Source organism: Sphingobacterium sp. UBA1897 (assembly GCF_002337775.1).
Taxonomy (GTDB): Bacteria; Bacteroidota; Bacteroidia; order Sphingobacteriales; family Sphingobacteriaceae; genus Sphingobacterium; species Sphingobacterium siyangense.
The window spans coordinates 193,576-207,128 of the sequence record NZ_DDGR01000019.1 but is presented as its reverse complement, the minus strand read 5'-3'; the positions used below and the strand labels follow the sequence as shown (position 1 = coordinate 207,128).

Here is a 13,553-nt window from a genome sequence, read left to right as displayed (position 1 = left end):
TGCTGCTAGCTATTGAAAATTCTATTTAAAATTAAACGTTGGGGCCCGTTGCGCTGCAACACTGCTGGTTGCCCCTTCAATTTTGGGCCAGTCCTTATCCCAGATAATCTGATCCAAAAATAGCATCCGACGATTTCCCCCCGTCGCAACACGAGGCTGCTTTGGGTCCATGCCATGATAGAGTATCCAATCTTTTCCCTTATCGTCTGTAATAATGCGCGAAGTATGACCTGTCCCCACAAATTGATCATTTCCCTTTAACAACAACGTTCCACTCCCCCGCTGTGTAAGATTACGCCCCTCTTGATCGGTATAAGGTCCCTTCAGCTTGCGAGAGCGACCCACAAGAACATGATAACTGCTTTTTTCTCCTTCACAACAGGAGCCTTTGGATCCGATAAAGTAGTAATATCCTTTCCGTTTATGGATCACCACAGCTTCAAAATCCCCAGCAGCAACTTTAAATTTTTTATTTAAATCGGGTACCGCGGTCCCATTTTCATCGAGTTCAACACCATATGTACCCTGCGTATTCGCATCACTAAAACTACCCCAGAACAGATAATTTTGCCCATTTTCTGTAAAAAAATAAGGGTCTATTGAATTCGGTACATCGATCTCCTTGCTATCAAAAAGTTTACCTTGATCGATAAAGGGGCCTTCCGGTCTATCGGCTAGGGCTACACCAATACCGGGGTTGGGGTCTCCCCATGTTGAATAAGCATAATATAAGATATACTTACCATTTAACCTCACGACATCTGGTGCCCAGATTCCCCCCTCGGCTTTCCAGCTCGGTTTTGAACTGAAGGCCGTGCCAATCCAGGTCCAATGAGCAAGATCAGCCGATTGTAGAATAGACACCAAACGCTGTCCCTTTCCATCGCCCCAATTGTCGGCTGTCCCGTATGCGTAGAACATTTTGCGCTGAGGATCTCTAACGACTGTAGGATCAGCAAGTATAGGCTCAAAAACCGGATTGCTGTAGGTCTTATGCTGAGCCGTAGCATTTGTTATTTGACCCGACTGCTTAACTGAACCTGTAGAGCTTCCGCAGGAGCTCAACAAGTTCAGTACGGCAACTCCGCCGATCCAATATCTGAACAACATTGCATTCAACATCTTATTATTTTTTTATATTATTTTCTTCATCACAGGAAAAGCTATTTTGCTTTTCCCAATTTCTCTTCCAACATTTTGATAAAATAGCCCCCGACAACGGATCTTGCTTTAAATCCAGCTCTCTTAGGACGGTCTGTATACGTCCAATCCGACATGGGAACACGATCTGTTGTTTCGTTCATAAAATGGTAGACTGGCTTTAAAAATGCCTCAAAGGTAGGCTTGTCATTTGCCATGGTCGCCGTCCAAATAATCCAATCGGTTTTGGTATAAGGCTGACGATTGTCCAGGGGAAGTCCGTATTTATTTTGTTTGCCGAGATAGTATTTAATTTCAGTTTCACGAATAGAGGGGTCAAAAATATCCATCTTAAGCAATTTATCCCAGACCATATTATACTTTTGGCTCCAGGTTCCGGTTTTATCAAAAGTCAACTTATAGTGATCCCCATCTTCAGCCATCTCTTTCCATTTCATAGCCATTGCTTTTGCTTCGGTCAGATACTTTTTCGCCGTAGCCTCTTCACCAAGCATTTGGGCTAGATAACCGTAAGATGCAATACCTAAAATAGCTTTAATTGATAAATTGGCATTATGTGCAAAATGGCCCGCGAAATCATCTGTGCACAACTGATTTTCGGGGTCAAGGCCTTTATCTACTAAATAATCTACCCAGGTAGACAACACTTTCCAATGTTTTTTGGCATAAGCTGCATTTCCTTCGACCTTTGCTAAAGCATAAGTTAATATCAACATATTTCCCGATTCTTCGACAGGCATATCTCCACCGTAAGTTTGGCCATTCGCCAAAGGGTAGGTCCCAACATCATGCGCAGCAAAAGGTTTTGTCCATTTATTGCTTTCACTATAATAAAAAATGGCGTTCATTAGTGCTTTTGCCAATTCTGGATTATAGTAAAGGAAAATCGGAGCCGAAGGATAGGTTACATCAACAGTTCCTATTGACCCATTGCTATCATTTTCTTTGGACAGTAAAAGCAGATCGCCATTGGGTGCTTTTACAAGTTTATGAGCGGCGATTGCCTGCCTATAGGCCAAGGCACACAATGCAGCATAGTCCTCACCTCCGTTGCGCAAAGCTGTACCCCATAATTCGGCATCAAATTTATCAGCAGCCTTTTTGAGAGCCGTATACTCTTTGTCGGCCAGTTCAAATTGTTTCTCAATGGAACTATTTCCATTGGTATTCCAATAAGGTCGTAAATTTTGTCCAAAATATTGGATGGAGTACAGGTCATCATACCCCAACAAGATCTTATCCTGGTAGCTTGATGAGACATCAAAAGTTTGCATCAGCGCCAATTGTTGTCCTCCATTTGAAGAAGAGCTATTTTCACTCTTCAGAAAATTAGACCGTAATTGATGGCTACTTCCGACCGCGGACTTTGTCTTTGATTTTGCACCAGCCATATAGAAATACCCCCAATCTATCCGTAGGTCGTCACCTTTCCTTCCTAGAACCTGCTGGCTTTTGCTTCCTGTCTTTACAAACTGGAGATTTCCTGAAACAAAGGAACTGCTTGCAGCATCTTGAAGTGGAGAATTCAGTGCCCAATTTGGTGCTGCCTCCAAATAAAGTTGTACCTGGTGTTTCTTGCCATCCTTCGCATGGACCGTATAGGAAAGATAATTTACGGGTCTAGCCATTAAGTCCAATTTATCCAGAAACATCGGTGCAGTAAATGTAATATTTAAATCGACCGGCCCGCAGTTAAACGAATAATGTGTTTGTGTTGCCTGCACATTGGAAGCGATCTGCTTCGCTTCATTGTCGAATTGAATACTACCTTCTTTTTCTGTAAAGAGTCCAAAATCAAAATATCCATTAGCTACCCTATTATAGCAATAACCCGCGAGTATATTTTTTCCTTTCTTCAATGTTTTTACGACATGATCGGGCAGCTTGACCCGACTATTTTTACCTGTCGAATTGCCTGTATTAGCAACCTCAATACCGTTGACGTACAAAATAGCGTCATCGTCATGTGTAAATTCGATATATACGGATTTGCCTGTAAGATCCTCACTCAGGTCAACTTCTCTTCTAATCCAAATTTTAGGTTCCTGCCAATCAGTCTCCACATTGGGTTCTTTATCCTTGGTACCAAATGGCGCTACCCCCGTCTTCCATTGCCGTGCATCAAATGAAGGTTTCATCCAGTCTGGGGCGGGTTCATTGACAACATAACTTCCGGTCCAAGCCGCATGTTCACCCATCCGCGCCAAAGGCAAGAGTTCAACTTCTTCTTTACCTAAGAAGCGATAGGATTTCCCATCCACTTTAAGGACGCCCAATAAGGGGAAGGATTTTCCGGTCCAATGGCGTACAACATCCGCATTCAATTCGTTGCTATACGACCAGGCACTTGTATTGGGGTCAATTGTTACTAAAGGATAGGCAGGCGCGCGAAGATCATTCTTAAGGATTTGTTTTTGTGCAAACGACGATACCGATTGACATACAATAGCCGTTGCAATTAGTAATTTTAATTTCATTGATTTTGTATAAAACAGGTTTAGGTTGACAGGTATACTTTCAGCGATAAATTTAGGCCGCAACCCGAGTTGCGGCCATATCGCTATCAATTATTTGGTAGGTGCATTATAAAGCGCCTGATGTGCAGCTTTTAATTCTGCTTCAGGCATTTTGACAACTTTACGATCATAGGTCATCAAACCATTTGTTTCTACTTCCACATCTGTTGTTTGTGTATAAACAGCGGCAGACAATCCCATAGGAATTAGACGTGTCAAGTCATGGATCAGACGTTTATAGCGCTCCAATAATTCCGTTTTATTTTTAAAACTTTGGTATCCCCAGTTGTCTTTTTGTTGCCAGGAGTGCCCATCGATCGGTAATCCCAGACCACCAAATTCACCCAAAGCAAGCACTTGTTTAGCGCCGAATAAATTTGGATCAGGCATGGCTGCATCGGGATAATTGTGGATATCCAAGATATGTCCAGTTTCCATAAAGTTACCACCGCTGGCACTATTTACGAGTCTTGAAGGGTCATTAGCCATTGTCCATTCCGTTATTTCCTTCGTTTTGAATTGCCCCCAAGCCTCATTAAAAGGTACCCAAATGACGATGCTTGGATAGTTGTGCAACACTTCCATAATGGTTTTCCACTCTTTTCTGTAATACCCTTCAGATTCCTGCGAACGTACTTTATCCCTATTTCCTCCCGAAATCTTTCCCGGTTGCATATCCCAATGATTCCCCCCAAGATCGCCGCTAGGCATATCTTGCCAGACAAGCATACCTATACTATCGCAGTAACGGTACCAGCGCGCCGGTTCAACTTTGATATGTTTACGGATCATATTGAATCCCATTTCCTTTGTTTTGACAACATCAAACTTCAGCGCTTCATCCGTTGGTGCTGTATGTAGACCATCTGGCCACCAGCCTTGATCCAATGGACCATATTGGAAAGTAAACTTATTGTTTAGCATTAAACGTTGAACGCCATTTTCGTCTTTCTGCATGGCTATTTTCCGCATGGCAAAATAGCTTTTCGCCTGATCTACGACTTTTCCTTTTCGAATCAGCTGAATTTCTAGATCATAGAGCTTAGGGTTACTTGGGGACCATGGCTCCAGATTAGGTACCGAAAGATCGAACGATGTATTCGGTTGTCCTGTTTGTTCTTTAATAACCTTTCCGCCATCCAATGCACGCACCTTTATTTCGTCACCGGCTTGACTTCCTTCTACGGAAGCCTGAAAGGCCAAGACTCCATCATCCAAACGCGGAGTCTGTTTGGTACTCACGATGTAAGTTTGGGGGACACTTTCTAACCAAACGGTCTGCCAAATTCCCGTCACTGGTGTATACCATATACCATTCGGCTTATTCACCTGTTTACCCCTGGGTTGTGGACCATCATCAGTCGGATCCCATACCCGAATGGCTATTTCCTGTTTTGCGCCTTTCTTTAGAAAGCTTGTCACGTCCATCGAAAATGGATCAAAACCACCTTCATGTCTTCCGACCAATTGGTTATTTACATACACATCACATTGCCAATCTACGGCACCGAAATGCAACAGGACCTTATTTTTGTTGACAGACTTGTCCAATGTTATGGTATTATTATACCATAACGCTTTATCTTTTCCGACCTCTTTACCAACACCGGACAATGCCGATTCAATAGCAAAAGGAACAAGGATATTGCCGTCCCATTGACGAGGAATCTCTTTAGTACCTACTGGAGTGACAGCATATTTCCATAGTCCATTTAAATTCTGCCAGTTATTGGTTCTGGTTAATTGCGGTCTAGGATATTCAGGATGTGGCTTTTGTGCCGTTACTTTCTCGCCCCAAGGGGTTAATATATGTGACCCTGCGGGTTTCCAATCCTGAGCAAAGTTCAATTGTGCTGCCATCATCAAACTGGCAAAAAGTAAGGTTTTCTTCATCATAAAAAATCGTTAAGTCATTAATTTATATATCGTATTTACATTATTTCACAGTTGGAAAAGCAGCAATGCGCAAACGTGCTGCTCCCATGGGAATCAATTCAACTTCCTGCACCTCGCCCTTGCTTTCCACCGGACTCAGGGGCAATACGCCCGTTAGTCCATTTTCATCAATTTTCCATCCATCAACACGTTTCGCTTTCACAAGAATCGAAATAGGTACTGCTTCTGCGTCGAAAGGAAATGCATCTTTAGGCCATGGTCGTTTGACCACTTTTAGTTGGTCAACAGCTTGTAGCTGATTTTGTACAAGTCCATAATTCCAGTCACTTGCAGGAAGGATTTCATAGGATGGCCATTTTGATGGATCTGCAGTCTCCTGCCATTTAGAATCCCCAATTGCCGAAGCCTTACTATCCTTTTTCACATAATTCTCTTTGATTTTGAGTGCATAGGTCAGTGGTCCACGCTGGATACTAACTGAATTTTTATTGGCAGTCCATGTTTTCAGATCTATGGTCATCGGCAAGGAGAGTTCGACCTTGTCGCCGTCTTTCCATTTCCGTTCAATCCGAATATATTTTGCTCCAGCTTCTATAGCCTGACTTTTACCATTAACCGTTACTTTGGCTTGTTTCGCCCAGGCAGGTATACGGAGATAAAAGGGAAAATCAACCGTTTTAGCCTGTGTTCCTATTTCAAATCGCAGCGATTCTTCAAACGGATAATTGGATTCTTGTCTAATCTGAATGGCTTGATTGTTTCCGACTTTGATTTCAGCTTTTGATGCGGCATAAAGTACTGCCGCAACACCATTATCATTTGTTGCCATATACAGATGCTCCGCGTAATATGGCCAGCCCTGACTGTGGTTATGTTGACAACAACGTGAACTGAAAGGGTTCATCATTAAAAATGGCCCATTATTATCAATCCCGGGAGCATGATTATGGCTATCGCTGATGGTCATATTAGGGCTCGTGATATAGCGTAATGCTTTAAAATCGGCTGTCACAGCGGCTGGGTAGGTATTAAAAGCAACTTCCTCCGCATGATCCGCCCAAAAAGGATCGCCTGTTATCCCGAGAAGGATTTCATTGGAAGCCATCTGCTCCACCATTCCACAGGTTTCCACTCCCTGACGGGGATCGGTATATCCCGGACGTGCATTTTCATCGGCACCGAACATGCCGCCCGGAACCTGACCAAATACTTGTCTGACAAAATGAAAATTATCGTAGGTTGCATTAAGATCTGTAGTCGACTGGCTTTTCAGATAATAGGTTGCTGGCTCTCTAAAACACTGCGCTACGTTGACATTATGCCAATTGGGCAAATCATCTTTCTGCCGCCAATTGGCTGTATTCCGATGGATTTTATCCGCTAAATCCATCAACCATTCATTACCTTGTGTTCTGTTATAGAGCCAATATACGGATAGCAAATTGTCACCACCACGACTGTTTTCCCAATAATCCTTGAGAAAAAAACTATCCGGCAAATTGGCCTGCCATTTAAAATAATTGGTCATCAACGTTAAAACACGCTGGTCACCGCTATATTCATAATAGGACTGCAAACACCATAGCATCAACATATTCCCCCAAAGATCCGGCTTGTTATTACGCAGGATCAATGGTCCAAAGTATCCATCAGGACGCTGGCTTTTTAGCGCGGCCTCTAACCAGATTTTTGACTCTGCTATTATCTTAGGATCTTTCAGTATGTAGCCCAAATTAGCGTAGCCTTTTAACCAATAAGGAACTTCTTCCCAGCCATAATCTCCTTTCCCATCTGTACTTAACCAAGCATTATTTTTTTTGGACAACCAAGCACTAATTTCTCCCAAATGGCCTGTAAGACCATCTTTTTGCAACTCGAGATACTTCCCTAACCAGCCTTCAGGCACGATACTACCCACCGGCAATTTCAGCAAGACATTTTGTTTTAACGGAGCCCTATTGTTTATATATTGTGAGTTCTTACCTGTTAAGGGCAATTGGTTTACGGAAGTCGCAATTCCGGATTGCGCCGACGCAGCTAAACCAAGCCCCATCAATAAGTTTAAAAAGCCAATTCTTTTAATCATTGTTATTTCAATTTCTTAGGTGAACTATCGTATAGCGCCTCGGTGATACCGCTTATCTTCAAGCCCACACGCGCATACACTGCAGCACTCTTGGTCAAAATATCTTTGATATCAAGTTCCAAGTCAACATGCCCCGAACTAATTCCAGTTTTTTCCATCTTATAGGTATATTGGCCCAAATCCACGAATTTTGTATCATTGATCAATAAAGTCGCAAAATCAATCGTTCTTGAAGCATCTATCGTCTTGACATCAAAAGAAGCTTTTAGCATATTCCCTTGGACATCATAGGTAATATTACTCATGGTATAATAAGGTTTAACTGGGTACTCGATACTTGTATTCCCCCGCACATCAACCAGCACTGTATCCGCACTATTCAACCAGGGGCCATTTCCGCTGGTTGCTACCAATTTGTACTTTCCATCAAACAGCTTTGCAGCAAATGAACCGTCCTGCGTCACATACACATTAATAGCAGATCGAAGCGGAAAACCATCTTGCCATAGTTGAAGTGAAACGGACTGGTTTGATCCTCTTACTCCTAGAGGTTCTGAATTGTAGGTTACACGACCGTTCAGTGTACTTTTAGGGGCATCATAATTATCTTTGCCACAAGCAAAAACACCCAAGAGCAAACACAAACTGACTATTAATTTACAAAAAAAAGTTTTCATAAGGATAATGCTATTGATAAGGATTTCGGACTAACTTCGGATTGTTATTAATCCAATCTTGATCGATGAAATTATAATAGTTCTGATATTTAAAATTTCGTGGATAGAGCGTATGACTCGATTTCTGTTTCTCAAAAACCCATTTACCATCGTTCGGATCCCCCGGAGCATATATTTTGTATGGAAATAGGGCATAGTGTACCGCATTGTAATTATCAGCGCTTCCGTTCCAGATTTCATGGGCAATTCGCAAACGCTTCAGATCCCAATAACGATGATCTTCGAAGGCAAATTCAACCCGGCGCTCCTGAATAATATCATTCAGGGAAATGGTTGTCAATGCCTGTATCCCCGCACGCTCCCTAATCTTATTGACATATCCCGTCAACTCGGCTTGCGGTTTACCAAGTTCAAGCCCCGCCTCTGCGGCAATCAGCAGAAATTCAGCATAACGGAAGCGCACAAACCAAATATCCGACCCACGCCCACGAGTAGAGGCATCTTTATTTTCGTCGATAAACTTCCGGATATTAAATCCAGTTTTGTTGACATACATATCGTTGGAAGTCGTAGGTCCGTCTTTGCTTGTAATAATTCCTCCGAATTTGGAATCTGAAGTACCGGGTATTGCGGTCATCGTCTTCCAAACACCTCCTTCTTTATATCTAACGCCTGCTTGGTAAGTGATTTTGGTACCAGCAAAATCAGCACCAGAGTAAATTACAGTACCATACAGACGCGCGTCCTTATGGGCGAATATCTCTTCGGGATTGTTATAGTAAATGTAATCTCCCGTAGCAGTCTTCGTTTTCAATGCTCCATTTCGATCATCTGTATATTCAAATGCTTCCACCAAATTTAAAACAGGCGTAACAAAATTGGCATCAATATCTCCACGGACGGATGAGGCAATGTTATTGTTGGTGAAAAAATGTGTTTCACCTGGATACGCATAATCCTTGGCCCAAATAACTTCATTGCTACTTGATTTTGAACTTACAGCAAGATAGAAGTTCTTTCCTTTATCGGCATTTCCATTATAGAGGGCATAAGGGCTATTATTGATAATATCCAATGCTGATTCGTAAGCAATCTCGTAATATTTATTGGCGTCCGCCGCAGGGATTCCCACCTCGTTGCCTGCTGTTTTGACGTCTGGCGTTTTATAGTTATACTTCGCTATTGAGGCGGCGTACAGACTTGCCCGCGCCTTAAGTGCCAAAGCTGTCCATTTATTAGCTCTAGCTGAATTTATGGTTTTCTCTGTACCGAGCATTTTAGCGGCTTCGGTACATTCGTTAATCACGTAATTATAACTCTCTGCTTCTGTTGATCGCGGTGTCTGCAACTCTGCTGGATCCATGCCGCCCGTATAATCATAGATCTTATCACCCACCAAAGGAACTCCGCCCAAACGCTTGATCATATTAAAGTAGGTCCAAGCACGAATAAATCTGGCCTCGCCTTCGATGCTCTTTTTATTATTTTCGTCCAATGATGATTGACGAACACCTACGATAAATTGATTGAGATTGCGAATCAGTTCATAATCGTACATACGCCAAAAGTCATTCGGAAATTCCTGCATCGTATTGGGGCCACCGCTTGAAAATCCTGCCTCATCTAACATCGCAAAAGATCCATTGTCTCCAAATTGCTGTCCCCAGCTAATCCGCCCATAATAATTCGCTAGAACAGATTTTATCATATTCTGATCCGAAAATATCTGATCGTCGGTAAAAATAGCCTGTGATTCCCGTTCCAAAAATTTATTGCAGCTTGAAAATGTACATACGAGACATACACCCAATAAAATAACGTTCTTATTTATCATCTTATTAAAAAGTTAAGGTAACACCAACGTTTATAACTTTGTTTGTTGGGTACTGAACGCCCGAATCACTTGTGATTTCTGGATCGATCTTCATATCACCCAAATTATCTATGCTAAACAGATTCTGCATCATGGTATATATCCTCAATTTCTGAATTCCTCGAGGTTTCATCCATTTCTCCGGTAAAGTATATCCGATCTGCAGGTTTCTTAATTTCAAATAGTTGACATTGGTAAGCCAGAAGTCGCTATGCCAATAATTACTATGATCTCTATTTCCTTTAATTAATGTAGGGTACTTTCCTGGGATCAAGGCACTATTTGGATCCGTAATATCGCTCAGCATCCACTGGTTTTCCATATAGTATTGCGGATTGTTGCCACCATCATGGAAAGGGAAAACAGCTTCATAACTGGGATTAAAAGAAGCAAAAGCTGCTCCGGTGAAATCCATTGCCAAATCAAATCCCTTAAATTGGCCGCCAAGGTTAATTCCGTAATTGAAATAAGGAAGACCGCCTTGTCGATATCCGATTGGCCGTTCATCCAGCTCATTGATCACTTTATCGCCATTAATATCTTCATACTTAATATCACCCGGCCGTAATGATGAGTTGCCTTTACGGTCATTGTCTATATCATAATTGGCAATTTCTTCCCACGACTGGAATTGTCCAATGGAATGTAATCCCCAATTGAGAAAGGCATAACGGTCATAGATCGATTTTCGATATTGATCCAAAGAGTTTCCAAAACGTGGTTTATATTGTTCGCCGTCAGTTTGCCGTGCGAAAGTGAAATTACCGCCTACGAAATAGTTAAATCCATTGACGCTACTCCGCCACATTAATGATCCATCGATACCTTGATGAATATCCGAATTCAGATTTTCATAAGGTAAACTAAAGCCTACTTCATTCGGTATCAATACATCTTCTCGCTTGGCAGGCAGCCCTGTTCTTTTTCGACGGAAGACATCTACCGAACCTGTTAGTTTACCTTTTAGTGTACTAAAGTCCAAACCAACATTTAGCATATGGGCCTGAATCCAAGAAAGCGTTTTAACGGGAAGGCCACGTGCTTGAGAACCGATAACATACTTCCCGTCAATTGTCGAACCGACGATATTTTGATAGCCATCACGGACTGGTTTTCGGAAATAATTATATCCACTTAGATAACCAAAAGCAAAATATTCCCAGGCATCCAAATTATCATCGCCCAATACACCGTAAGATCCCCTTAACTTCACATCGTCAAATACCTTTCTCATACCTTCAGACCAGAACTTTTCAGATGAAACACGCCAGCCTGCAGATACCGAAGGGAAAAATCCCCATCGGCTTCCTGGCGCGAATTTCCATGAACCGTCATAGCGCGAAGAAAGCTCCAAAAGATACTTCTGGTCATAATCATAATTGACCCTGCCTGCAAAACCGGCTCTCGCCTGGGTATTTACCCCGGTATCATTGTAGGTATCCATCGTCTGAAAATAGATCAAACTCAAGGCATTAGAGGCTGGACGATCGTGTACATAAACATCTGGATTATCCCTTTTTATGGACTCAGCAGCAAGCACGGCATTGATTCCATGTTTACCGAATCGCTTGTTATAATTTAAGGTAAATTGGGTTGAGATTTCTTCAACCTGCGAAATAGATCTCTCCCGCCAAGGGTTGTCCATGCTAAAAGTTACCGGGTACGTATCTGTCTTCTCATCGTAGCCATATAGTTTATAGGTAAACTCCTGATTATCCATCCATTTATTGGCCAGATAATAGCCTACTGTTCCCTTAGCGATCAAATCATTTGTGATCTTATATTCCGCATTAAAATTTAACTGCATCACCCGCCATTTTTCCTGATAAGTACCGGACAGATCATAATTCAGCATCGCAAAGTTAGTTTCCGCATTGGGCGATGTCTGCGTTGGATATAAAGGATTGTCGTTGGCAAAAGGCCGTGCAGTGGGCAGGTTGCGATATATCGCAAATAAAGCCTGCCAAGTATCGTCAGCACCAGGTACGCCCGGTTGTTTGCGCTGTTCGATCCGCCCATTCAAATTGGCACCAATCTTTAATCGTTTTGATACATTCGCGTCAATATTCATCTGCACGTTGGTACGATTGAAGCCGCCGTAATTACGGATGATGGACTGCTGGTCCAGATGCCCTACACTCAGGTAATAATTAATTTTTTCGGACCCACCACTGACATTACCCGAGATATAAGTTTGTGGGCTAGTTTTGAGAATATAATCATACCAATCAAAAGGACGATATCCCTTCTCGGTACCTTGTTGCCATTTTTCGAGATCTGCCAACGTATATTGTGGATGTTCAGTTCCGAGAATAGCATCAGACTGAATATAGCTTTTGATATAAGTACTGGCATCGGCTGGCTTGGGAAAACGAAACATACTCTGCCAGCCATAATATGAATTGATATTAAAGGTATTATTATCGCCACGCTTCCCCTTCTTTGTCGTCACCACAACAACGCCGTTGGCAGCACGCACACCATAAATAGCAGCAGACGCATCCTTTAATACCGAAACCGATTCAATATCATTGAAATCTAAATTATTGAACTGCCCTTCATCCTTTTGAACACCGTCGATCACATATAAGGGTGTCCCCATATTGCGGATACTAATTCCTGTTGGAGCTCCAGGACGCCCATCCGACATCCTGCTGTTAACACCGGCGATCTTCCCTACTAAGGCTCCAGACGTTGTTGTAGCAACAGATCTGGAGATATCCTGAGAAGAAATTGCAGTGATTGCACCGGTAACGGATTCTTTCTTCTGCGTACCGTAACCTACAACGACCACTTCATCAATGCGCGAATTTTCATCTTCCAAAGTGATTGCCAAGTCAGCGATTGCCATCACTTCTTTGGAAAGGTAGCCTACAGATCTTATGGTCAAAAGTTCACCGGCATTGACACCTGTCAAGTTAAAATTACCTTTCGCATCTGTTGAGACTGCAATATTGGGTTTTGATTTCAATGCGACCGTCGCTCCTACAATAGGATTGCCATCCTTATCCTTAACAACCCCTTTTATTGCTTTTTGCAACTCGATCCCTTCTGAAGAAACTGGAATTAAATTAGCTCCCTTTGCTAAGGGGATAAAACTGCTCGCACAGCAGAGCAATGTAGCAGATATTGGCAGACATTTAAGACCCTTAAACATACCTAGATTGATTAGTTTGTATAATTGATTTGTCCAAAATTAAGGTATATTCAATCGTACAGACTTTCGTTTTTTCTCAAAAAACTGCCTATTTGTATCAAATAAATAAAATAGACCTAAAACGTTTTAAAGTCTATTAAAAAGAGAAAGTACACCTCTTTTCAGTGGTGTACTTTCAAACCAATCA

At 42.2% G+C, this 13,553-nt stretch carries 7 protein-coding genes; all 7 read right to left on the bottom strand.

What is annotated here, in order from left to right:
• Positions 1-21: 21 nt before the first annotated feature.
• On the bottom strand, positions 22-1,122 hold the full coding sequence (locus tag B4N43_RS11720; protein WP_286734824.1) for a family 43 glycosylhydrolase: 1,101 nt from the start codon (positions 1,120-1,122) through the stop codon (positions 22-24).
• Between the two features lie 41 nt (positions 1,123-1,163).
• Positions 1,164-3,638, bottom strand: a complete 2,475-nt coding sequence (locus B4N43_RS11715; RefSeq protein WP_286734823.1) for a glutaminase family protein — start codon at positions 3,636-3,638, stop codon at positions 1,164-1,166.
• Positions 3,639-3,728: 90 nt separating this feature from the next.
• Positions 3,729-5,573, bottom strand: a complete 1,845-nt coding sequence (locus B4N43_RS11710; protein WP_232475567.1) for a glycoside hydrolase family 2 protein — start codon at positions 5,571-5,573, stop codon at positions 3,729-3,731.
• 40 nt (positions 5,574-5,613) lie between these two features.
• On the bottom strand, positions 5,614-7,659 hold the full coding sequence (locus B4N43_RS11705; RefSeq protein ID WP_286734820.1) for a beta-L-arabinofuranosidase domain-containing protein: 2,046 nt from the start codon (positions 7,657-7,659) through the stop codon (positions 5,614-5,616).
• 2 nt (positions 7,660-7,661) lie between these two features.
• The gene (locus B4N43_RS11700) at positions 7,662-8,336 is read right to left on the bottom strand and encodes a DUF3823 domain-containing protein (RefSeq protein ID WP_286734818.1); all 675 of its coding nucleotides are present in this window, start codon (positions 8,334-8,336) and stop codon (positions 7,662-7,664) included.
• Positions 8,337-8,346: 10 nt separating this feature from the next.
• A complete protein-coding gene (locus B4N43_RS11695) occupies positions 8,347-10,170 on the bottom strand; it encodes a RagB/SusD family nutrient uptake outer membrane protein (protein WP_088162270.1) in 1,824 nt (607 codons plus the stop codon).
• Between the two features lie 4 nt (positions 10,171-10,174).
• Entirely contained in the window at positions 10,175-13,366 is a 3,192-nt protein-coding gene (locus B4N43_RS11690) for a SusC/RagA family TonB-linked outer membrane protein (RefSeq protein WP_286734816.1), read from the bottom strand.
• Positions 13,367-13,553 lie beyond the last annotated feature (187 nt).

Coding starts and splice junctions, on each gene's coding strand:
- B4N43_RS11700 (WP_286734818.1), bottom strand. CDS start 8,336: ATGAAAACTTTTTTTTGTAAATTAATAGTCAGTTTGTGTTTGCTCTTG.
- B4N43_RS11695 (WP_088162270.1), bottom strand. CDS start 10,170: ATGATAAATAAGAACGTTATTTTATTGGGTGTATGTCTCGTATGTACA.
- B4N43_RS11715 (WP_286734823.1), bottom strand. CDS start 3,638: ATGAAATTAAAATTACTAATTGCAACGGCTATTGTATGTCAATCGGTA.
- B4N43_RS11690 (WP_286734816.1), bottom strand. CDS start 13,366: ATGTTTAAGGGTCTTAAATGTCTGCCAATATCTGCTACATTGCTCTGC.
- B4N43_RS11720 (WP_286734824.1), bottom strand. CDS start 1,122: ATGTTGAATGCAATGTTGTTCAGATATTGGATCGGCGGAGTTGCCGTA.
- B4N43_RS11705 (WP_286734820.1), bottom strand. CDS start 7,659: ATGATTAAAAGAATTGGCTTTTTAAACTTATTGATGGGGCTTGGTTTA.
- B4N43_RS11710 (WP_232475567.1), bottom strand. CDS start 5,573: ATGATGAAGAAAACCTTACTTTTTGCCAGTTTGATGATGGCAGCACAA.